22 protein-coding genes are annotated in these 23,115 nt (G+C 56.0%); 18 read left to right on the top strand and 4 right to left on the bottom strand.

Features of this window, described 5'->3' with window-relative positions; all coding sequences use genetic code 11:
- The first annotated feature begins 364 nt into the window (after positions 1–364).
- A complete protein-coding gene (locus tag M0R70_07510) occupies positions 365–1,819 on the top strand; it encodes an integron integrase (GenBank protein ID MCK9419209.1) in 1,455 nt (484 codons plus the stop codon).
- Between the two features lie 50 nt (positions 1,820–1,869).
- Here the strand turns inward: M0R70_07510 and M0R70_07505 are convergent, their stop codons facing one another.
- Entirely contained in the window at positions 1,870–2,478 is a 609-nt protein-coding gene (locus tag M0R70_07505) for a nucleotidyl transferase AbiEii/AbiGii toxin family protein (protein ID MCK9419208.1), read from the bottom strand.
- 363 nt (positions 2,479–2,841) lie between these two features.
- Here M0R70_07505 and rph point away from each other — a divergent pair, with 363 nt between their 5' ends.
- From rph to ccsA, 17 genes are all read left to right on the top strand, one after another.
- Entirely contained in the window at positions 2,842–3,549 is a 708-nt protein-coding gene (gene rph, locus M0R70_07500; GenBank protein ID MCK9419207.1) for a ribonuclease PH, read from the top strand.
- On the top strand, positions 3,546–4,145 hold the full coding sequence (locus M0R70_07495; protein MCK9419206.1) for a TMEM165/GDT1 family protein: 600 nt from the start codon (positions 3,546–3,548) through the stop codon (positions 4,143–4,145). The genes rph and M0R70_07495 overlap by 4 nt, the downstream gene beginning before the upstream one ends.
- Positions 4,146–4,206: 61 nt before the next feature.
- Positions 4,207–5,010 carry an IclR family transcriptional regulator gene (locus M0R70_07490; protein MCK9419205.1) on the top strand — a complete coding sequence of 268 codons (804 nt, stop codon included), beginning with the start codon at positions 4,207–4,209 and terminating at the stop codon, positions 5,008–5,010.
- A 70-nt stretch (positions 5,011–5,080) separates the two neighbouring features.
- Positions 5,081–5,956 (top strand): ATP-dependent sacrificial sulfur transferase LarE, encoded by an 876-nt coding sequence (gene larE, locus M0R70_07485; GenBank protein MCK9419204.1) that lies wholly within the window; start codon positions 5,081–5,083, stop codon positions 5,954–5,956.
- Between the two features lie 75 nt (positions 5,957–6,031).
- The gene (gene purD / locus M0R70_07480; protein MCK9419203.1) at positions 6,032–7,309 is read left to right on the top strand and encodes a phosphoribosylamine--glycine ligase; all 1,278 of its coding nucleotides are present in this window, start codon (positions 6,032–6,034) and stop codon (positions 7,307–7,309) included.
- Positions 7,310–7,471: 162 nt separating this feature from the next.
- Positions 7,472–8,257 (top strand): Nif3-like dinuclear metal center hexameric protein, encoded by a 786-nt coding sequence (locus M0R70_07475; protein ID MCK9419202.1) that lies wholly within the window; start codon positions 7,472–7,474, stop codon positions 8,255–8,257.
- 66 nt (positions 8,258–8,323) lie between these two features.
- Entirely contained in the window at positions 8,324–9,040 is a 717-nt protein-coding gene (gene purE, locus M0R70_07470; protein ID MCK9419201.1) for a 5-(carboxyamino)imidazole ribonucleotide mutase, read from the top strand.
- A gap of 55 nt (positions 9,041–9,095) precedes the next feature.
- Positions 9,096–9,965, top strand: a complete 870-nt coding sequence (locus M0R70_07465) for an ARMT1-like domain-containing protein (GenBank protein MCK9419200.1) — start codon at positions 9,096–9,098, stop codon at positions 9,963–9,965.
- A 78-nt stretch (positions 9,966–10,043) separates the two neighbouring features.
- Positions 10,044–10,667: an L-threonylcarbamoyladenylate synthase gene (locus M0R70_07460; GenBank protein ID MCK9419199.1), complete on the top strand. Its 624-nt coding sequence runs from the start codon at positions 10,044–10,046 to the stop codon at positions 10,665–10,667.
- Between the two features lie 195 nt (positions 10,668–10,862).
- On the top strand, positions 10,863–12,179 hold the full coding sequence (locus M0R70_07455) for a PhoH family protein (protein MCK9419198.1): 1,317 nt from the start codon (positions 10,863–10,865) through the stop codon (positions 12,177–12,179).
- Between the two features lie 149 nt (positions 12,180–12,328).
- Complete coding sequence (locus M0R70_07450) at positions 12,329–12,787, top strand: universal stress protein (GenBank protein ID MCK9419197.1); 459 nt, start codon at positions 12,329–12,331, stop codon at positions 12,785–12,787.
- A gap of 116 nt (positions 12,788–12,903) precedes the next feature.
- The gene (locus tag M0R70_07445) at positions 12,904–13,812 is read left to right on the top strand and encodes a hypothetical protein (GenBank protein MCK9419196.1); all 909 of its coding nucleotides are present in this window, start codon (positions 12,904–12,906) and stop codon (positions 13,810–13,812) included.
- Positions 13,813–13,826: 14 nt separating this feature from the next.
- Complete coding sequence (locus tag M0R70_07440; protein ID MCK9419195.1) at positions 13,827–14,063, top strand: heavy-metal-associated domain-containing protein; 237 nt, start codon at positions 13,827–13,829, stop codon at positions 14,061–14,063.
- An 80-nt stretch (positions 14,064–14,143) separates the two neighbouring features.
- Entirely contained in the window at positions 14,144–15,010 is an 867-nt protein-coding gene (locus M0R70_07435) for a sulfide/dihydroorotate dehydrogenase-like FAD/NAD-binding protein (GenBank protein MCK9419194.1), read from the top strand.
- A 16-nt stretch (positions 15,011–15,026) separates the two neighbouring features.
- Positions 15,027–16,451: an NADPH-dependent glutamate synthase gene (gene gltA / locus M0R70_07430; protein MCK9419193.1), complete on the top strand. Its 1,425-nt coding sequence runs from the start codon at positions 15,027–15,029 to the stop codon at positions 16,449–16,451.
- Positions 16,452–16,699: 248 nt separating this feature from the next.
- Entirely contained in the window at positions 16,700–18,208 is a 1,509-nt protein-coding gene (locus M0R70_07425) for a cytochrome c biogenesis protein ResB (GenBank protein ID MCK9419192.1), read from the top strand.
- 24 nt (positions 18,209–18,232) lie between these two features.
- Positions 18,233–19,468, top strand: coding sequence for a cytochrome c biogenesis protein CcsA (ccsA, locus tag M0R70_07420; protein MCK9419191.1), 1,236 nt, complete (start codon positions 18,233–18,235; stop codon positions 19,466–19,468).
- Positions 19,469–19,578: 110 nt separating this feature from the next.
- Here the strand turns inward: ccsA and M0R70_07415 are convergent, their stop codons facing one another.
- From M0R70_07415 to argF, 3 genes are all read right to left on the bottom strand, one after another.
- Positions 19,579–21,147, bottom strand: coding sequence for an ABC transporter substrate-binding protein (locus M0R70_07415; GenBank protein ID MCK9419190.1), 1,569 nt, complete (start codon positions 21,145–21,147; stop codon positions 19,579–19,581).
- A gap of 34 nt (positions 21,148–21,181) precedes the next feature.
- Positions 21,182–21,889, bottom strand: coding sequence for a gamma-glutamyl-gamma-aminobutyrate hydrolase family protein (locus tag M0R70_07410; GenBank protein ID MCK9419189.1), 708 nt, complete (start codon positions 21,887–21,889; stop codon positions 21,182–21,184).
- Between the two features lie 294 nt (positions 21,890–22,183).
- Complete coding sequence (gene argF / locus M0R70_07405; protein ID MCK9419188.1) at positions 22,184–23,104, bottom strand: ornithine carbamoyltransferase; 921 nt, start codon at positions 23,102–23,104, stop codon at positions 22,184–22,186.
- Between the last annotated feature and the right edge of the window lie 11 nt (positions 23,105–23,115).

Genomic DNA, 23,115 nt, shown 5'->3' with positions numbered 1-23,115 from the left:
GACACAGTAAGTCACGAGCGAGGTGAACGTGTACGATCCAACAGCGCATCTAAGGCCGGCATTCAAATTAAGGCTGCATAAATTTTTATTCCACGGCGAAAAGCGTTGTCACCACTACTGGCGCAAATATAAAGGACACAGTAAATGCCTGATTTGCAAAGGATGGAAGCGCTCGTGACTTTCCTAGCGCCGTAATGAACCAGTTATTATACAAACGGAACTATAGCACGGGTAAATATAATTATCAATAGGTTGTGGAAAAAGTATGGCTTGACGTTTGCTTGTGTCGCCGCTATACTTGCTGAAAAGACTATTCCAAAATTATGGAATAGTCTTTTTAAAAGGAAAGGAGCCCATTCCTGCCATGCTGCCAATTCCTGACGAGATTTTGAAGTCCTATAACGCGCTTCTGGCGAAGAAAGCTCTTCCCCAAGAATTCCGAACGGATTGCCGAAAATGGCTTCGTTATTTTCTCGACTTCCGGGCAAAGTATCGTCCGCCTGACTCACGGTCCGAGCAAGTCAGGCTGTATATCGAGAAGCTGCGGTCCAAAGGACAGTCGGATAGGCATCTGAATGATGCCGCGCAGGCGATCTCGCTTTTCTTTTCCTCGCAGCCCAAGGCTACGCCCTCTTTGGTAATGCGGGGTAGTGGGGAACCCCCCGGTACGACCGCTGCCTCTTCGCCGGCCTCACGAAAATCGGATATGTCGGCGAGCACTGCTGTCTATCAAGCTGCGGTTGTCCACGCGGAAGGACCGGCCTCCAGTGCTGGCGCAACAACGGAGACGGCTGCCAAGTCAGCCCGGCCCGGGCGGCGGTACGATGAGATGCGCTTTCGCGTGAAGACGGCCTCGCCGGAGTGGGATGGCATCATCGAAAAGCTTGAAGCGGAGATCGCGACGCGGCACTATGCGAGAAAAACGCTCGTTACCTACGCCAACTGGACCCGGAAGTTTCAGCACTTCCTGAAGGACAAACCGCCGGCGCGGTTATCGCCGGAGGAGGTAAAGGCCTATCTGACGTACCTTGCGGTGAATTGCAAAGTTGCTGCATCGACGCAAAACCAGGCGTTCAATGCGATCCTCTTTCTGTATCGGCATATTCTGAAGAAGGATTTCGGCGAGCACAAGGATATTCCGCGCGCAAAGCGGTCTAACTACATACCTGTGGTTCTGACGCGGAGCGAGATCGATGCGGTGCTCAAGCACCTTGCCAAGCCCCAGGATCTGGTTGTGAAACTTCTGTACGGGTGCGGTCTTCGGATCTTTGAATGTCTGAAACTGCGCGTACAGAACTTCAATTTTGACGAAGGGATTCTCACGATCCAGGACGGCAAGGGAAAAAAGTCGCGAACCGTTCCAATTCCGCGGACGATCATGCCGGAGCTGACAGCGCAGATGGAGCGCATAACGCGGCTTCACGACGAGGACTGTGCAGCGGGGTATGCCGGCGTGTTTCTCGACGACCTGCTAGAAAAGAAATACCGGAATGCCCCCAAGGAGTTCATCTGGCAGTGGTTCTTCCCGCAGGCGTCGCTGACAAAGGTTCGGGAAACGGGCGAGCTGCGGCGGTATCACCTGCATGAGACCGACGTGCAGGAGGCTCTCTACGGAGCGGTCCGGAAAGCGCGTCTGAAAAAACGCGTAACGTGCCACACCTTCCGCCATTCCTTTGCCACCCATCTTCTTCAGGCGAACTACGACATCCGCACGATCCAGGAAATGCTCGGTCATGCAGATGTCAGGACGACGATGATCTATACGCATTGCGTGCCGAGCAAGACCATGAAAGAGCGGAAGAGCCCGCTGGATTTTTAATACTGAGAGGAGACGATTCGCAATTTCGCCCTCTCGGTCCGCACATGTTCCTATATATATTCCTCGGGCATCTCCCGCACTTCATCTTCCGGCGGCGGTGAAAGCAGGCGGTCCAGTTTTTTTTCTCTTCCCATTCGTTGTGCAAGCTCCCGGGCCTTTGTTCTTTCCTCGTCTGTCATGAGAGCCATGAGGGTCATGACATCGTGGGCGTCCTTGTATCCCGTGGCCAGTAGTTTCATGGCCACGAGGTGGGGTTTGCCCAGTACGGGAAAAGGGATGCCCTGAAGTCGGACCGCTTGTTCAATGCCTTCCAGCTCCCATTTATAGCGCGCTATGAGCAGGTCGATCCGTTCGTAGTCGCCTTCGTTGTCGTCGATAACAATGATATCGTGCTTGAGCGGATCATCGGGGATTTTGCTGCCTTGCATCAGACGCGCTGAAAATCGTTTTGGAAGATGCGCTCTGAGCTGATCAAAGAACGCAGACGGACCGGAATCGCGAATGACGTCGGAATAAAGGCTGAAGTCAACGTCGATGGTCGTTCGCTCAACGCCGTGAAGGATGACGGCGATCCCCCCGATAAGCACGATGTCAAGCTTGGCGGGGATTGCGCTCGTAATGTCGCGGATTATCTTTAAGGTATCGTCTATAGATTTCATATTCGGAGACCCCTTCTCCCCGCGCCTTCAAGGCGACGACTTGAAGAAAGAGATCATGCATTGTACGCAAACGCTCCACCGGAGAGCGCTTGAGAAAGGCTCTCTGTCCCTCTTCTTTAAGAATATTCATGATGGATGAACTCATGGAAACAGACTATCAAATATGGTCGTGATTTACAAGGCAATTCCAAGGATATTTTCACTCGGCCGAGAACAGCCCTGGCATATGACCTCAAAACGAGGGCTGAAAAAATAGAATTGACAGATCGTTTTCATATTACTATGATGACCGGAGCAAATACCTGCAGAAACATTTTATGATCCCTGGCTTCGATATCAGTCGTTACCTTTGGAGGTTGTGCTGTGCGTGAAGACGGAAGAAAGGCGGACGAGCTCCGCAGGCTGAAGATCACCAGGAACTACATTAAGACGGCGGAGGGCTCGGTGCTGATCGAGATGGGCGACACCAGGGTCATCTGCACGGCCACGGTCGAGAACTCCGTTCCGCCCTTTTTGCGCGGCAAAGGCACGGGCTGGGTCACGGCGGAATACGCCATGCTTCCGCGCTCCTCGGGCCAGAGGATCCAGCGCGAGCGGAGCAAGGTGGGCGGCCGTACGCATGAGATCCAGCGGCTTATCGGCAGGTCCCTTCGCTCGGTGGTGGACATGAAGGCGCTCGGCGAACGGTCCGTGCTGATCGACTGCGACGTGATCCAGGCGGACGGCGGAACGCGCACCGCATCCATCACCGGGGCCTATGTCGCGCTCGTGGACGCGCTTCGCCATATGAAAAAGCAGGGGCTGATCAAGGCCGTGCCAATCAACGACCATCTTGCCGCGATCAGCGTCGGCATCGTGGACGGCAAACCCCTGCTCGACCTTTGCTACACTGAGGATTCATCGGCGGAAGTGGACATGAACCTGGTGATGACGGGCAGGGGAAAGATCGTTGAGGTGCAGGGCACTGCCGAGGGCGAACCGTTCTCCAAGGCGGAATTGACCGAGCTTCTCGCGCTCGGCGAAAAGGGCATTCGCGCGCTCGTAAAAAAGCAGAAAGAAATCCTTGCATGACGGCGTTTCTCACGTCGCTTGCGATCGTTGTCCTGGCCGAGATGGGCGACAAGACCCAGCTCCTGGCCATGGCCTTTGCCTCCCGGTTCAGGTGGCAGACGGTAATGTGGGGAGTGTTCGTCGCGACAGCGGCAAACCACCTGCTCGCCGTCCTTGTGGGAAATTATCTCACCAATATTGTTCCGCTCAATACCATCAAGATCGCGGCTTCGGCGTCCTTCATTATCTTCGGCCTCTGGACCCTCCGCGGCGATACGCTGAAGGGCGAGGACAAACGGTTCAACTTCGGCCCTTTCTGGACCGTCGCCATCGCGTTCTTTTTCGCCGAGATGGGGGACAAGACCCAGCTCGCTACCGTGGCGCTTGCCGCTGAGTTCAATACCATTATCCCGGTATGGACCGGCACCACCGCCGGGATGATGATCGCGGACGCGATCGGGATCATTGCCGGCATCGTGCTTCACAAGAACATCCCCGAAAAGCAGATCAAATGGTTTGCCGCGCTGGTGTTTATCGCCTTCGGCCTCTGGGGACTTTATGAGGCTGTGTCGAACGTGGTAATACTTAAGGTTCAAAATATCGTTATTTTCTCTTGACAAACCCTTTTCCGCGATTTACTATTAAACACGTGTTTTAAAGCGAAGGGGGTGTCATCCTATGGTTATAAAAAGGGAAAAACAAAATTACACGATCCAGTCAGTTTCACACGCGCTCGACATCCTGGAATCATTTACCAAAACCGAGGACGAACTCGGCGTTACCGTGCTGTCGAAGCGGCTTGGGCTTCACAAGAACAACGTGTTCCGGCTGCTTGCCACGCTCGAGCATCGCGGCTACATCGAGCAGAACAAGTCGTCCGAGAACTACCGCCTTGGCCCCAAGGTGCTCCAGATCGGCGCTATCTTCTTCGAGCAGCGCGAGTGCCGCCGCCATGCGCGGCCCATCATCGAGGGCCTTATGGCGGCATCGGGAGAGACGGCGGTTGTCGCGGTCCTGCGCGGGAACAAGGTGATCTATATGGACAGCGCGGAGTCGACCAGGACGGTACGCGCGGTCTCTCGAATCGGCGCCATGTTTTCCGCCCACTGCACCGCGGTTGGCAAGGTGCAGCTTGCGGTTCTCCCGGCGGCTGAGATCACCCGGCTGTATCCGGAAATGAATTTGACACCGCTTACCGACAAGAGCATCAAGACGCGCGATGTTCTCCTGAATGAATTGAAAAAGATCGCTGAAAAAGGATACGCGCTGGAGAACGAGGAGGCCGATCTCGATGTGCGGAGCATTGCAGTGCCGGTCAGGGACTTCTCCAGCAAGGTGATCGGCGCAGTAGGCATTGTCGCGCCTTCGCACCGGCTTACGGAAGAGCGGATGGAAAAGGGCGGTCTTATCTCCATGGTGCAGGATGCCGGCAAAGCCATCTCAGCGAAGATGGGATTCATCCTGCCGGCCGCGAAAAAATAAGCCGTTAAACTCTGCGCCGGTCGCAGGACTTTATTGACACTCCCGTTCAAGCTGTGTTATTATCGCTGGAATGGTGATCGATCAAAAATGGGAACACCTCAAGGCGCTGCTTCACGAGATGAAACCGGCCGTTCTCGCCTATTCCGGCGGCGTGGACAGCTCGCTTCTGCTCCGGGCCGCTTCCGAAGTCATGGGTCAGGGCCTCATCGCGGTTACCGCAGTTTCCGAGACCTATCCCGCCGGTGAACTGCAGTCGGCTGAGCACTTTGCCCGGTCTCTGGGCGTCACCCACCGGATCCTCCACACGCACGAACTTGCCTCGGAAGACTTCGTCAAAAACTCCCCGGACCGCTGCTATTTCTGCAAGACGGAGTTGTTTGAAAAGCTCAGGAAGATTGCCGATACTGAAGGGATCTCTTTTGTCATCGATGGTTCGAACACCGACGACCTGAATGACCATCGTCCGGGCAGAAGGGCCGCGGGGGAACATTCCGTTCGCAGCCCCCTTGTCGAGGCCGGACTTTCGAAGTCAGAGGTCCGGGAACTCGCTCGCGGTCTTGAACTTTCTGTCTGGGACAAACCCTCGCTTGCCTGCCTTTCCTCCCGTATTCCCTATGGGACACGGATCACGCCTGCGATACTCAAGGCTGTTCAGACGGCGGAGGACCATCTGCGCGCTCACGGATTTCGGCAGGTGCGCGTGCGGCACCACGGGGACCTGGCGCGGATCGAGGTTGATCCCATGGATTTTGCGAAGCTGCTTTCGAGCAATGCTGCGGAGCAGATCACGGCGGCGCTGAAGGAGATCGGCTATACCTACGTTTGTCTGGACCTCGCGGGATATCGGACGGGGAGCATGAATGAGGGAATGAGGAAGCGTCACGAAGGACGAGAGACGAGGGACGACGGACGAGTGACGAAAAATCTTTTGCGTCCATCGTCCTAGTGAGCGCAGCGAACGATCGTCTATCGTCCGTCGTGCAGTTCGCGCGTCCATCGTGAAGTTATCGGGGGGGCAACAATGAAAGTACTCGTAGTAGGCGGCGGGGGCAGGGAACACGCGCTTGTCTGGAAGATCGCGCAGAGCCCGAAGGTCACGAAGATCTATGCCGCGCCGGGCAACGCGGGAATCGCGGGGCTCGCTGAATGCGCGCCGATCAAGGCCGAGGACATTCCGGGCCTGCTTGCGTTCGCCAAAGACAAGTCCATCGATCTTACCGTCGTCGGTCCCGAAGGACCTCTCTCGATGGGGATCGTGGACGAGTTTACCAAAGCGGGACTGCGCGTCTTCGGACCGAGCCGGAAGGCCGCGGAGATCGAGGCGAGCAAGCGCTTCTCCAAGGACCTGATGAAGAAGTATCATATTCCCACGGCTGAGTATGGAGTATTCACTGACAAGGCCGCGGCAGCGGCATACGTACGGGAAAAGGGCGCTCCCATCGTGGTCAAAGCGGACGGACTTGCGGCCGGTAAGGGTGTTTTCGTTGCCGAGACCGAGGAAGAGGCGCTCAAGGCCCTCAATATCATCATGACCGATAAGACCTTCGGTACAGCCGGCGATCGCGTGGTCATCGAGGAGTGTCTGAGAGGCGAAGAGGCTTCGTTCATGGCATTTTCCGACGGCAGGAACGTGGTGCCCATGGCATCGTCGCAGGACCATAAGCGCGTGTTCGACGCGGACAAGGGGCCGAACACCGGCGGAATGGGCGCCTATTCTCCCGCGCCGGTCGTGACCAGAGAGCTTGAGCGCAAAGTCATGGACACGATCATGATCCCCACGGTGCGGGCCATGGAAAAAGAGGGCCGTCTGTTCAAGGGAGTACTGTACGCCGGGCTCATGATCCGGAATAATGAAGCCAGGGTGCTCGAGTTCAACGCACGGTTCGGCGATCCCGAGACGCAGCCGGTCATGGCGCGGCTCGATACGGACCTGGTCGAGATCATCGAAGCCATTCTCGATGGGCGATTGTCATCGCTGGAGATCAAGTGGAAACCGGAATCAGCCGTGTGCATCGTCATGGCATCGGGCGGATATCCGGGGAAATACGAGAAGGGCAGGGTAATCACCGGGCTCGACAAAGCGTCGGGAATAGAGGGCGTGATGGTCTTTCATTCGGGCACGGCCATGAAGAACGGCAAAGTCGTGACTGACGGCGGCAGGGTGCTTGGGGTCACGGGACTCGGCCCGGTGGTGGCCGCCGCCATCGACAACGCGTACCGCGGCGCGCGGGAGATCAGCTTTGAGGGAGCGCACTATCGCAGGGACATCGGGGCGCGGGCGCTGGAGACGGGAAATTAAAATTATTATAACTACTCAGGTCAAAATATTGTCCGCAGATTACGCAGATTTCATCACGCCTTGGCGTGACATCCATCTGCGAAATCTGCGGATAAAAAGGGTTGTATCCGGTGTAAAACTCTTTTGGGTTCAGACGTACTGACTAGTTTCAATTATTTAAGAATGAAAAATGCAAAATATAAAATGCAACCAGCGACGATCAAGAACATAGCGGGTTTTTTGAACAAGACGCTGCGAGTCGGAAAGATCAAGGACGCTTCCGTGAACGGCTTGCAGGTGAGGTCCCGCAAGAGCGGCGAAATAAGGAAGGTCGGTTTTGCCGTTGATGCCTGCATCTCCACCTTTGAGAAGGCAAAAAAACTCGGCGTCGATCTCCTCGTTGTTCACCATGGCATCACGTGGAGGCCGCAAAAGGACAGGGACCTCGAGACCCAAAGAGCGGCATACCTGAAGAGAAGCAATATCGCGCTCTATGCCGCACATCTGCCGCTCGATCTTCACGAAGAATACGGGAACAATATGCAGTTGATCCGTATCCTGGGAGCACAGGGACCGAAAAAATTCGGCCGATATCACGGCATCAAGATCGGCTATGCGGGGACGTTTCGAAAAACCACGAGACTGAACTCCATGGCATCGGTCTTGAATAAAAAATTACACACGGATTGCCGCGTGTTCAGATTCGGAAAAGACCGCGTCCGTTCGATCGGCATCATCTCCGGCGGCGGGGGAAGCATCCTGAAAGAGGCCTGCGCCTTATCGCTCGACTGTTTTCTTGTCGGAGAGATCGATCTGGCCGTGTACAACGCGGCGAAGGACTGCGGAATAAACCTTCTTGTCGCCGGCCACTACGCAACGGAAACCGTCGGTGTCAAGGCGTTGATGTTGGTCGTCAGCGAGGTGTTCGGCATCGAGACGGTCTTTATAGAAGATCCGAAGGATATGTAACTGCAAAGAGCATAGCGCATAGTGTAAAGCGCATTGAACGATAATTATGAATTCGAAGGGAGACATATGGCCAAACCAGTCGTGGGGATATTGATGGGGAGCGATTCCGATCTGCCGGTGATGCAGGAGGCAGGGGTGATGCTCCAGGAGTTCGGGATCGAGTACGAGATGACGATCGCGTCAGCGCATCGAACGCCGAAGAAGGTGCTGGAATACAGCCAGAGCGCGGAGAAGCGCGGTCTCAAGGTGATCATCGCCGGAGCGGGCTGGGCAGCACACCTCGCCGGGGTGGTGGCATCGCAGACCACGCTGCCGGTGATCGGAGTGCCGATCGATTCGTCCACGCTCAAGGGGCTCGACGCGCTTCTCGCCACCGTGCAGATGCCGGGCGGCGTGCCGGTGGCGACCATGTCGATCGGCAAGGCGGGCGCCAAGAACGCCGGCGTGTTCGCGGCGCAGATAATCGCCGTGAGCGACGTGAAGGTGGCGAACCGCCTCAAGGTCTTCAAGGTCGAAATGGAACGCGAGGTGGAGGAAAAGGCCAAGCGGCTCGTCGCCATCGGCCCGACCGCCGCACCCGCCAAGATACCGGCATCGGTCAAGGAATCGTTGCCGGTCAAGGCATCGGCGCCTGCCAAGGCAGCGGCACCCGCCAAATTGACCGCGCAGACCGTGAAAGCGGAGCCCGTTGTTGCGAGCGCTCCTGCCAAGAAGAAGCCAAGGCGCAGGCGGTGGAAGAAAAAACCAGGCAAAGCCGGCACAACCCAGGGACCGGCAGCGTGAACCCCGAAAGAGACGACCTGCTGTTTGACGAAAGCATGGCGAGGTGAAACGAACCATGTCTCTTTCCGGGATGAAGACCGAACTCGAGTGTCTGCCCTGTTTTTACGCGCAGATAACCCGCGCGCTGGGCCACGCGGGTGTGAACGGAGACCGCGGCCGTTCCATCGGTCGCCTGGCGGAAAAGGTCATCGAAAGCGCTTCCCTCGACGAGGTCCCGGCCAGGACCACTACGCGGATCCACCGGATACTGCGCAACGAGACGGGTGTCGATCCGTATGCGCAGGTCAAGGAAACGTATAACCGGAGCGCGCTCGACCGGCTTCCCGCTCTCAGACGCATGGCTGCCGGAGCAGCCGATCGTCTTGAAGGCGGAGTTCGCATCGCGATCGCCGGCAACGTGATCGATTTCGGCATTTACGACAGCGTTGATCTGGACCGCTCGCTCGAAGAGTCCTTTCGACTGCCCTTGTCTAAAACCGATCTTCGCAATTTTTCCCGCGCGGTAGTGCGCGCGCGCAGCATCCTCTACCTTTGCGATAATGCCGGAGAGATCGTGTTCGACCGGGTGCTGATCGAGATCCTGCGCGACATGGGCAAGGACGTGATCGCCGTGGTCAAAGGCTCCCCGGTGATCAACGATGCCACGCTCGACGACGCGCGTGCCGCTGGTCTCCCTGAATGCGCGACAATGATCGACAACGGCAATGACGGCATCGGCACCCTGCTGGAAGCGTGTTCCGCGCAATTCATGGATGCGTACCGATCTGCCGATCTGATCATCAGCAAGGGCCAGGCCAATTATGAAACACTGGTGCAAGAAAAGGATAACCGCACCTTTTTCCTCTTTAAGGTCAAGTGCCCGGTCGTGGCCGCCTTCCTGAAGCGCGGGAACGGGGATATCATTCTGACGGGAGGGGGATCATAGTGCGGAGTTCGGAGTGCGGAGTTCGGAGTGAACAGCTTAGGAAGTCCGTATTCCGCAATCTGAAATGAGCGTGGTTCTATGCAGACGCCGATAGTCAAAATCGATCCTGCTTATCCCGAACAGGCGTTTACCCGCTGCAGGGACGTGATCCGCGCGGGCGGCGTAATTGTGTACCCGACAGACACCTTGTACGGCCTCGGCGCGGATCCGAAGAATCCCGCGGCGGTCAAAAAATTGTTCACCATCAAACGCAGGCAGGCTGACCAGCCGATCCTGCTGCTGATCAGGGATGCAAACGAGGTGCGGGACTGGGCAGCGGCGATCACTCCCGGGGCCGGGGAGCTCATGAGAAAATTCTGGCCCGGTCCGCTCACCCTGGTGTTCAAGGCAAGGTCGGAGGTGCCGGCGGAACTGACCGGCGGCACCGGGACGATCGGGCTCAGGGTTCCTGGAAATGCGCTGACGCGGCAGTTGCTCGCGTCGCTCGGCACCGCGCTCACCGGTACAAGCGCGAATATCTCCAGCAGGCAGAGTCCTCGCACCGCTCGGGAGGCCGCTGAGGCGATCGGCGGGATGGCTGATCTGGTCCTCGATGGAGGCAGGACCGAAGGCGGCAACCCTTCGACGGTCGTGGATGTGAGCGATGATGAACCGAGAATGATCAGGGAAGGGGCGATCCCCTCGCGGGAGATTTTGGGTTAGTTGCAATTCATCGCGAAAAGGAAAAGAACTGTATCACCACAAAGACACGAAGGCACAAAGAAAGTCTTAAAAATTTGCGAGGTAATCAAACTCTGAAGCCGCGATGCATTTCTTCGTGTCTTAGTGTCTTCGTGGTAAATTTTGGTTTCGGCTTATCCGGCGTAGGGCGTTAAATTCTCTTTAAAGGATCATTAAATGAAAAAAATATTCGTGCTGGATACCAACGTGCTGCTCCACGATCCGCGGGCGATCTTTTCGTTCCAGGACAACGATGTGGTGATCCCGATCGTGGTGATCGAGGAGCTGGACAAGTTCAAGAAGGACGTCAACGAGATCGGCAGGAACGCTCGCCAGGTCTCGCGGATCCTCGATGAGCATCGGCTCAAGGGAAAGCTCTCTCTGGGGGTGAAGCTTGAGAGCGGAGGAAACCTGCGCGTGGAGCTCAACCACACGTCTCCGGAACGCCTGCCGAGCGAACTGATCGCGACCAAGGCGGACAACCGGATTCTTGCCACGGCACTCAACCTGAAGCACGATGACTTGCCGGTGATCCTCGTGACCAAGGACACGAACCTGCGCATCAAGGCGGACGCGCTCGGGCTTATTGCCGAAGATTTTGAGTCGGACACCATCACGCTCGATGAGCTCTATTCCGGAGAGTCTGAACTGCTGGTCGCGCCCGGGATGATCGACGATTTCTATGCCCGGGGAGAAATGGAGCCCGCGGACCCGAAGCCATTGCCGAACCAGTTCGCGCTTCTCAAGAACAGCGCCAACGAGTCGCAGACGGCGCTGGCCCGGTATAACAAACAGAAAAACGTCTTTGTGCCGATCACGACCGCGAAGCACGGCGTTTGGGGGATCACGGCCAAGAACAAACAGCAGCAGTTTGCCCTGGATCTGCTCTTGAATGATGATATCCGGCTTGTCACGCTCGTGGGAAAGGCCGGAACGGGCAAGACACTGCTGGCGCTCGCCGCGGGACTGGAGAAGACCATCGAGGCGCGGACGTTCCAGCGGCTTGTGGTCTCACGACCCGTATTCCCGCTCGGCAAGGACATCGGGTTCCTGCCCGGCGACGTCGAGGAGAAACTCAGGCCCTGGATGCAGCCGATCCGCGACAACCTCGACTTCCTCGTGGGCTCCTCGGGAGGCCCCGGACGGGTCAAGGGCAAGAAGGACCTCCAGAGCCTCTTCGATCTCGGAATGATCGAGGTGGAGCCGCTCACCTACATCCGCGGCCGCAGCATGCCGAACCAGTACCTGATCGTGGATGAGGCCCAGAACCTGACACCACACGAGATCAAGACCATTATTACCCGTGCGGGCGAAGGGACCAAGGTCGTGCTGACCGGCGACCCGTACCAGATCGACAATCCTTACATTGACTCATCGAGCAACGGACTTACCTTCGTGGTTGACCGGTTCAAGGAAGAGTCAATAGCCGGACACATTACGCTTGTTAAGGGAGAGCGCTCCGACCTCGCGGAACTTGCGGCTACGCTGCTGTAAAATAAAGGGCAGGTTACTGCTCAGGTTCAAGGTTCCGGGTTCAAGGTTCACGGTTGGAAAGCCATGAATCCCCTTGTTCAACCTTGAACCTTGAACCGTGAACCTGACAACCGAACTAATTCATTCAATTGCACTACAGGGAGGGACCCATGACCAAGAAGGTTTGTCCAACGCCAGGTTTTGAGAAGTTGCTGGTTGCAACCGATGGTTCGGAGTTCAGCAATGCAGCGGTGCGGGAGGCGATCAAGATCGCCGGTACCTGTTCGAGCCGCTTGTTTGTTTTGCTCGTGTTCGAAATAAGCGCAGAAGTCGAGCTCTGGGATGCGCTGTCAACGGAAAAGCTTGAAGCGCAGCTGAGAAAATACCTCGATGGAATAATAAAGAATGCCGCCAAACAGGGCGTTCAATGCGAGGCCATCATGCACCTGGGCAATGAGCCTTACAAGGATATTGTCTCCGAGGCAAAAAAGCGGAAGGTAAACACGATCATCATGGGAAGCCACGGCCGGACCGGGCTCACCCGGCTCATGATGGGCAGCGTTGTTTCGAGGGTCATCGGTCATGCGCACTGCAAGGTGCTGGTGGTCCCGGCAACCGTGAAGAAATAGATTCTTGAACAGCGTTCCTTCTTTCTCGCCATCAAGACGGGGGTTGAATTATATCGTTTCAAAGGTGTACAGTGCACGGCATCTATTTGCCATACCGGGAGGGATTGAAAAACGAAATGCAAGACCGACAACAAGTAAACAAAAAAATCTTTTTAGCGGTGAGCGTGCTGGCAACGATCTTTGTCCTGACTGAGATCATCATGCAGTCATTCGGCAAGAGCATTTGCCAGACCGAGGGATGCAAAGTCGTGGCGCAGTATGTTCGCTACGGCGATATCTCAATCCTGCTCATCGGTCTCGTGACCTTCTCTTTTCTGGCGCTCTTGTCGTTCCGGGAACTTTATCTGAACAAACCAGGCGCCGGTCCGTTCATCAATCTGGTCCTGATCGTGTCTTTGGCATGCGAAGGGTTCTTCACCGGGTATCAAGCCTTCAGCATCCATACCCCCTGTCTCTTTTGTCTCATTATCTTCGCGTTCATAGGCGTCCTGAGTATCATCAGGCTGCTTGCAGGGGAACGAGAGATTATCGCGGGATTACTGTCTCTGGCGGCCGTTTTCAGCATGCTCTACCTGGTGCTGCCGGCGGGCGCGCCGGTCAGCCTTCCCACCAGTGATCGTGTCGTTTTGTTTTTCAGCAAGGACTGTAAGCATTGCACCGAGGTGATTCGACATCTTGCTGAAAAGAAGATTGAGGTGAAACATCTCGATGTCAAGGGATATTCCGCATTCCTGAAAAGCATGGGTATCGATACCGTTCCCACGATCATGGTGAACGCGCTAAATCAGCGGCTCTTTTTAAGTGGCAAGGACGCCATTCTTAACTACCTGTGTCGCTGCTCACCGTCGGGGGACGCCTGTGACGATATCGGGAAAAGTACACGTTCGGACGGAACAGCACCGACCGTTGTATCTTCTCAGGGAACAGGTACGGCAATCGACATTTTTAATCAACCTTCCTTTTTGAACGGGCCGGTGTCTTCGGATGAAGACGGGATGTGCAAGCAGGATGAAGTCTGCAAATAGACGGGGGCAGAGCCATGAGCGAGATATCATTGCATGTGCAGAGCAAACTTTGCGAAGAGTGTTCGCTTGCGCTCCGCAGGTTCGTCGGAAACATTGATGGAGTGGAGTCCGTTGATGTGGAGAACGGCCGGATCGTGATCAGCTTCGATGCATCGATGATACCCGGGGACCGGGTGAGAACCATCGCGCGGGACAGCGTGGAGAAGCTCGGCTATAAGCTGATCGATGAACAAGAAGAACAAAACGCCTGATCCTTCCCGGCATCATGCAACGGGCCCTCAGGAAATTTAAGTGTGAAAAAAATCTTTTTACTGTGGTACTATGACAAGCTATGGCCAAGATCATTGAGAAAAAGCTCATTCGTACTCCCGATGTGTATTATTACAAAATTGCCGCGCCCCTGATCTCCCGGAAAGCGCAGCCTGGCCAGTTCGTTATCATTCGCCTCCACGATAGAGGCGAGCGCATTCCCTTGTCCCTTGCCGATATCGATCCGGCTGAAGGGACCATCAGCCTGATCGTGATGGCAGTCGGCAAGACCACGACCGAGCTGTCACATTGCCGGGAAGGTGATGAGATCCTCGACCTGTGCGGACCCCTGGGCATGCCGACCCATATTGAAAAGGTGGGGAACGTGGTCCTGGTGGGCGGCGGGTTCGGTGTCGCGCCACTGTACCCGATCGCGAGGGCTTTTAAATCCGCGGGAAATGCGGTGACGGTCATTATGGGGGCGAGGAACAAGGACCTGCTGATCTATGAACAGGAGATGCGGCAGGTATGCGACAAGGTGCTGGTCACCACGGATGACGGAAGCAAAGGATTGAAAGGTGTCGTGACCATGGCCTTGAAGCAGGAACTCGAAACGGGCGGCATCGGCCTGGTCATGGCAGTGGGACCGGCCATCATGATGAAGTTTGTGTGCGAGACCACGAAACCATTCAACGTCAGGACGACCGTCAGCCTGAATCCCATCATGATCGACGGTACGGGAATGTGCGGCGGCTGCCGCGTGTTCGTGGGCGGCGAGACGAAGTTCGCCTGCACCGACGGCCCTGAGTTCGATGGTCACCTGGTGGACTGGGACCTGCTCATGAACCGCCAGAAAGCATATGCCAGCGAAGAGCGCGAGTCCTTTGAAGCGTGGAAGCTGCGACACGAACGGATGCTGGGCAAAGAGAGGCAGCCTGTCTGTGAGTAATCATGATCATTCCACCATGACCGGAGCGGGAGGAGAAAAGAAAAAGCCCGCAAAGATCATCCCTCATAAAACACCGATACCCGAACAGGACCCCCGGAAACGACGTACGAACTTTGACGAGGTTTCACTCGGATACACGCCGGAGCAGGCCATGGTCGAGGCAGGGCGGTGTCTCAATTGCAAGGACCCGAAATGCGTCACCGGTTGCCCCGTGAGCGTCCCCATACCCCGGTTCATCCAGGCGATCAAGGCGGGCGAGTTCGACCAGGCGCTTACGATCATCCGGAGTGAAAATCTTCTGCCCGCCGTCTGCGGCCGCGTCTGTCCCCAGGAGGTCCAGTGCGAGCAACGCTGCACCCTGGGGAAAAAATTCGAACCCGTGGCCATCGGCCGTCTGGAACGGTTTATCGCGGATTGGTCGGCGGAGCAGGGGCGGCAGGATGCGCCTGCGGCAGTAGCGCTCTCGGGAAAGAAGGTCGCGGTCGTGGGGAGCGGCCCGTCCGGTCTGGCTTGCGCGTACGATCTCGCAAAGCTCGGCCATGCGGTAACCATCTATGAAGCCCTTCATGAGGCGGGCGGAGTGCTGGTCTATGGGATCCCGGAGTTCCGCCTCCCGAAGAAGATCGTGTCGCGGGAGATCGCGGTCCTGAAAAAAATGGGCGTTGAGATCGTAACGAATGTCGTGGTAGGAAAACTTATGAGCGTGGACGAACTCATGGAGGACTTCGATGCCTGCTTTATCGGCACGGGTGCGGGGTTGCCGAAGTTCATGGGCATTGAGGGCGAGCATCTCGCCGGCGTATATTCGGCCAACGAGTTCCTGACACGGATCAACCTGATGCGGGCCTATTCGACGCCGGAATACGACACACCGATCAGGAGGGGAGAGCGCGTGGCTGTGGTGGGTGGAGGAAATGTGGCCATTGATGCCGCCCGGACCGCTCTGCGTCTGGGGGCCCGGGAAACGGTCGTTATCTACCGCCGCTCGGAAGCGGAGATGCCTGCGCGGCGTGAAGAGGTCCATCATGCGAAGGAAGAGGGGGTCATTCTCGAACTGCTGACGAGTCCGGTCAGGATCGTCGGCGAGAACGGCCATACCATTGCCGTTGAATGCGTACGCATGGAGCTGGGAGCGCCCGATGCATCGGGCCGCCGCCGTTCGCTCCCGAAGAAGGGGTCGGAGTTCCTGGTCAAGGCTGATACGGTGATCATGGCAGTGGGGACGAACACCAATCCGCTCGTGTCGCGGAGCACCCGGGACCTGGCGGTCAACGATTGCGGATTCATCATCGCCGACGAGCAAACGGGCAGTACCAGCCGCACGGGGGTGTACGCCGGCGGCGATATCGTTACCGGATCCGCCACCGTTATCTCTGCGCTCGGAGCCGGCAGAAAAGCGGCCCAGGCGATCCATATCTATTTGATCGGGAAATCGCAATAAGTAGAATTTAACCGCAGAGGCACAGTAGCCTTCAAAAGAAAGGCGGCCACTGAGGGAAGCACGCAGAGAAAATCTTTATTATTTCAAAGAGCATTTCTCCGCGTCTCCGCGCCATGGCGTGGTGGATTTAGCCTTTTTACCAATGTATCAATTTTGGATCTCTTAATACCAGAAGTTCGGCAATCCTCTTGACACGCCGGTTGCCGATATGGTAAGGTGTCGCCACTGTTTTCACGCGGGAGGGTGCGTTGGAAAATCAAAAAGGAATAGTCGAAATCGCAGCGGATAAGGCCTGGAAATTTTTTTCTTCCGTGAAGCTTGCGGTCGTGCTGCTCATCATTCTGGCGATCGTCTCGGTCATCGGCACGTTGATCCAGCAGAATGAGGCCCCGGAAAAATACCTGGCCGAGTACAGCCAGTCGACGGTCCGGCTGTTCGAGGCGATCGGCCTCTTCGACATGTACCATACCTGGTGGTTCGTGCTCCTCCTGTTCTTCCTCACGGCGAACCTGACGGTATGCACCCTCGATCGCTTCCCCCATACGTTGCGGATCATCATGGCGCCGCTCAAGCCCGTTGACGACGACACCCTGAAGGCAATACCTTTTAAAAAAGAGATAGTGTTCAATGGCGGCATGGACACGGCCGGGGAGCGCGCGGTCAAGGTGCTGAATGCGCGCAGATACCGCTTTGTTGAATCAAAAAGCGAAGGCATGACCCAGTTCATGACTCAGAAAGGAGTATACAGCCGGCTGGGTGTGTACATTACCCATGCCAGCATTATCCTCATTTTTGTCGGGGCATTGATCGGCTCTTTCTTCGGATTCAAGGCATTTTTGAACCTGCCCGAGGGACAGGCATCCAAATTCGTCTATCTCAGAAATGAACCCATGTGGGACAAGATCATGGCCGCCCTCGGGATCGCCGACAGCCCGGTGATCCCCGGTACCGACGGGGGCGTGCCTGCCATGCCGCTCGGATATTATGTGTACTGCGACAACTTCGACGTGGATTATTACCGGAGTCCTTTGGGACAGCCGACGGGGATGCCGTCGGAATATCACAGTATCCTGAGCGTGTATGATCTCAACAAACAGAAGATACTGGACAAGCGCATCCGGGTGAACGATCCGCTCACCTATCACGGCGTCACCTTCTATCAGTCCAGCTATGGGACGATCCCGGACGCCCGTGGAAAGATTCTCCTGACCATCCGCAGCAAGAACAGTCCCGAGTCCGTCGGTGAACTGGTGACCGTCGATCCAGGCGCATCAGTGTACGTTCCCTCGATCAACAGGACGATTGCCGTGCTGGGCTTTGCTCCGTATGGAATGAGAAATCCGGCTTCCGGGCAGGTGATGTTCTACCAATCTCAAAATGATGAATACATCAATCCCACGGTGGAACTCGAGGTCTATGACGGCAAGACGCCGATATACAAAACCACTATTATGAAGACGGACGCGGGACAACCCTATCTGCCCGAAGGCTACCTCATCAGCTACGCCGGTTATTGGGGCACGCGGTACACCGGTTTGCAGGTAACGAAAGACCCGGGAGTCTGGGTGGTGTATGCGGGATTTATCCTGCTCTGCATCGGACCGCTGATCGCGTTCTTCGGTTCCCACAAAAAGCTGTGGGTAAGGGTCCAGGACCGGACGGGTCAGGTGGTGGTCACGGTGGCGGGCTCTGCCAACAGGAACCGGATCGGGTTTGAGCGGGAGTTCAACAGGATCGCGGAAGAAATTTCGAAGTAACAGCGTTTTCTTCAGGAGGGTTCAATGCAAAGTTCACTGCTCTTCACCATAGCGACCCTGGCGTATCTGGCTGCCATGGTATGCTATATCAGTTTTCTGTCCTTTAAAAAGGAGATCATAGGAAAGACCGCCACGATCGTGACGCTGGGCGGTTTTGTCATTCAGACGATCGCCCTGTTCCTCCGGTGGCGCGAGTCGTATCAGATGGACATCGGCAGGGTCCCCCTGACCAACCTCTACGAATCCCTGGTATTCTTCACGTGGAGCACCGTGCTCATCTATCTCATCGTTGAGTACAAATATAAGACCAGGGCCTTCGGAGCATTCGTGCTGCCGGTCGCCTTTCTCGCGCTCGCGTTCATCAATGTGGCGGGGATCGAAACCGACATCACGCCCCTGGTCCCGGCGCTCAAGAGCAACTGGCTGTTCTATCACGTCCTCATCAGTTTTCTGGGGTACGCGGCCTTCAGCGTCGCTTTTTCCGTATGCATAATCTATATGCTGAACGATATGGAGGACCGCGGCTCCGTTTTGCACCTTTTCATTGCCCTTGGATTGATAGCGGGTCTTACTACCCTGGGCTACAGTATGGCGGCCGCGGGCGGAAATATGAAAAGGGTGTTCTGGTATGGACTCGGCAGCATATTTTTTGCCTGGGTGGTTTATCTTACGGTGGCAGGCGCGCGCAATAAAAGACAAGTGTACCTTTTCTGGTCGTTATGTGTAACCCTTGCCGTGGGACTGCTTATTGCCATGGGGGTTGATTTTGCGCTTTTCAGGCAGGCGGCATCCGAAGAAAGTTTCCGAAAGCATATGTTCGAATCAACATTTTTGAACCAGTCGGTTTTTGTTATCGTTGTGTCCTGGGCCGCTGTTGCCGCACTGTTTACGCTGGTGTGGACGCAGGGATTGAAACTGGAGACACTGATAAAACAATACACGCTGTCGAGCGATATGCTCGAAGAAATTACGTATAAAATGATCGCTGTGGGCTGGCCGCTGCTCACCGCGGGCATCCTTACCGGCGCGGTCTGGGCGAACAGCGCCTGGGGCACCTATTGGAGCTGGGACCCGAAAGAGACCTGGTCGCTCATCACCTGGTTCGTATATGCCATCTACCTTCACGCGCGCTATGTGCGCGGTTGGAAGGGCACTCAGATGGCGGTGATCGCATGCCTGGGTTTTCTCTCGGTGATCTTCACCTACCTGGGGGTCAACCTGGTGCTCTCCGGTCTCCATTCGTACGGCGGGATGAACTAAGAGAAAAAAATCCGTCTTCGTAAGGCAATGTCTCAATAATTATGACCGCCGGTTAAAGATATTTTAACCGGCGGTTTTTGTTTAGCAAGGCGCCTTTTTTATATTAATCCTTACCTCTGCACCGTGATATCCACGCGCTTGTCAATGGAGTAGAGGGGATAGATCTTGAAATCCTTTACCCACGGCTGGATCACCAGGTAATCGGTTTTGTGCCACATGAAGAGCCAGGGCGCGTTTCTGATGACCCTTTTCTCGGCCTGACGGTAGAGATGATAGCGCAGATGCGCGTCCATGGTTTGTTGTGCCGTCTCGATCAGCCGGTCGAGTTCCGGATCCAGGCAGCGTGTACGGTTCCCGGAGGAGCCGGCGTTCGCTGAGTGAAAGAGCGGAAAGAGGAAGTTTTCCGGGTCCGGATAATCAGCCCACCAGGAAAGCCAGAACGCGTCAGGTTCTCCTTCGTTCACGGCTGCTTTGAAGGCGCTCCAGTCAAGTTGTACGATCTCCGCTTTGAGCCCCGCCCGGGAGAGATAGCTCTGGACGACCTCGATGATGTCCAGGACCTCGGGGTCAGCGGTGATGAAAATCCTGATTGTTTTTCCCTCAGCCCCCGCCTCTCGGATCAGTTTCCTGGCCTTGTCCGGGTCGAAACCGTATCCCTCACTATTCTTCAACAACGCCGTGCTCTTCCAAAGACCCGGCGGGATCGGTCCACCGGCAAGCACCCCGCGTTTTTCAAAGATCGTATTTAAAATATGCTTTCGGTCGACAGCCATATTCACCGCTTGCCGGACCCGGATATCGTCGAACGGGGGGCGCGTGCAGTTGAGGCCGAGATAGTAGCTGTTTAAGCCCGGTTTGCCGTAGACCTGGTCGCGCCATTCGGGATCGGTCGTGTAGCGCTTGTATTCCGATGATGGTATCTGGAGCACGTCAAGATGCCCGGTCTCGAATTCCATTACTGCGGTGAGGTCCTCGGGGATGACACGGTAGAAGATGCCGGTCAGCTTCAGCCTGCCTTCGAAATAATCCTCACGCGCCGCGAGCACGATGAATTGACCATGTTTCCATTCGGTGAGAAGATACGGACCGCTGCCGACGGGGTGGGTGCCGAAGTTCTGGCCGAGCCGCTCCACCTCTTCACGGGGAACCACATATGCGGCGGTCATTGCAAGGAGTGAGAGGAAAGGCCCGAACGGTCTCTGCAGTTTAATCGCGAGCGTATGGTCGTTGAGGACGCGGATACCCGATACGCTCCCGGCCTTGCCCGCGATAAAGTCGTTTGCTCCTTCGATCCGGTCAAGGACCCAGGTGAGAGGCGCTTTCGTTTCAGGGGTGAGCACGCGTTCAAAGGAATATTTGAAGTCCCGCGCCGTGATCTTTCTGCCGTTGCTGAAGCGGACATCACGTCTGAGATGGAAGGTATACGTCACATGGTCGTCGGACAGCTTCCACGAACGGGCGACATCGGGAACAATGTCGAGGTTCTCGTTGAAGCGGACAAGACCATTGAAGAGCTTTGCGGCGATTCCTCCGCCCTGAACATCGGTGATCAGGGCGGGATCGAGGGTTGTCGGGTTGCTGTTCAACCGGAGGTAGAGATGTCCGGGAAGGCGCTCATCATCGGATCGATGGCAACCGGCAGCAGGCGTTATGATCAGCGTAAGGAGGAGAAGGCACACGAACGCAGTTCGCGTCCGGGCCTTTCCGGCGGGGTCATGTTTTTGCTGCGTTGACGAGTGCCTTGAACAGTTTCTTGGTATATCGGTCATTGGGAGTCTTTTCCGGGTGCCACTGTATTGCAAGGAAAAAGTTTTTTGTCCTGGTCTCCAGCGCCTCGATCACCCGGTCGTGGGACACTGCGGAAAGATGGAGCCCCCTGCCGGGATTTTTTACGCTTTGGTGGTGCGCACTCCGCACCCGGATCCGGGGAGCGCCCATGACACACGAGAGCAGCGTTCCCTCGAACACATCGACATCATGAAAGACCTTTTCCCCGGGTCGCGCCGCGCCATGCTTGATCGGGTTGGGAACCTGAAGCCCGATGTCCTGATACAGTTTACCGCCCAACGCGACATTTGCGAGCTGCGCGCCGTAGCAAATGGCCAGCACGGGTTTCTTCGCTTTTAAGACGGCCTTGAAGAGCTCGAGCTCGAACCGGGTGCGCGCATCAGGAGAGATCTGCATGCGGGCGCCGGACAAGGGCTTCTCTTTGTAGAAACGCGGGTCAATATCATCTCCTCCGGTGAAGATAAAACCGTCCAGACGTTTCACCAGATCGGGAATGGCGGTTTCGATCCCGAGGATGGGAACGGGAAACCCGCCTGCGCGAAACACCGCCTTGCCGTAATCCTGATCGAGTATGTTCAGGTCCCTGCCGGGCTGAGCCTCGTGGTTCATGGTGATTCCGATCAAGGGCTTCATGCGCATTCCTCCCAAAATAGAATGATAACGCTCGATGCAAATATTTGTACCATATTTTGGGAGGTTTGTCAGTGTAACATTCTAATTTGAGATTTATTATCACCACTCAGGTTGTCAAGTTCACGGTTTAAGGTTCATGGTTTAGGCAGAATAAACCACGGGAGCTTTGATCCTGTCATCCATCATTTCAAATTCGATCAGAGAGGTATCTTTAAAATTGCTTTATTTTCATGGCGTTCCAACCTTGAACCGTGAACCTGGAACATTGAACCTGCGTAGTTGCAATTTATTATGTTAACCCAGGAGCATATCGAGCACCGCCTTTTGCACGTGCAGGCGGTTCTCTGCCTGGTCAAAGATCACTGACTGCGGACCATCGATAACCTCCGCGGCGATCTCCTCGTTGCGATGGGCGGGCAGGCAGTGCATCACGATCGCCCCCTTGCGGGCGGACTTCATGAGTTTCGCGTCCACCGCGTATCCCTTGAATGCCTTCATCCGTTTCGTGTGTTCCGCTTCCTGTCCCATACTCGCCCAGACATCGGTGTACACAACGTCCGCGTTCCTGACCGCCTGGAGGGGGTCATTCGTGACGAGTACCTCCGCGTTGGTCTGCTTTCCCTCGGCTTTCGCCTGCCTCATAATAGCACCGTCAAGCTCGTACCCGCGCGGAGAGGCGATGGCGAAATGCATGCCGACTTTCACACAGGCCTGGATAAGCGAGTTGGCGACATTGTTCCCGTCTCCCACGTACGCGAGCGTAAGCCCCTTCAGTTTTTTCTTCTTCTCCTGGATGGTGAGCAGGTCCGCAAGGGCCTGGCACGGGTGATGAGCGTCGGTCAGTCCGTTGATCACCGGGATCGACGCGAAGCGCGCCAGCTCTTCGATCGTTTTCTGCGCAAAGGTGCGGATCATGATGCCGTCGAGGTAGCGGGAGAGGGTGCGCGCCGTGTCGGCGATGGGTTCGCCGCGTCCGATCTGAAGGTCGTTTTGCGACAGGAACAGCGCCTGGCCGCCGAGCTGGAACATGCCCACCTCGAAGGACACCCGTGTACGGGTCGAGGCCTTCTCGAAGATCATTCCGAGAGACTTGCCTTTGAGCGTCTGATGCGGTTTCCCCTGCTCCAGCAGCTTTTTCAATGTCGCGGAACGCGTGAGGATATTCTCAATGTCCTTCGGGGTAAGGTCGGAAATCGCGAGCAGATCTTTTTTCATGTAATCTCCAG

It is taken from the genome of Nitrospirota bacterium, assembly GCA_023229435.1.
In the GTDB taxonomy this organism is placed as follows: Bacteria; Nitrospirota; UBA9217; order UBA9217; family UBA9217; genus JALNZF01.
Note: the sequence above shows the minus strand (reverse complement) of the source record. Positions and strands in the feature narration are given on the sequence as shown.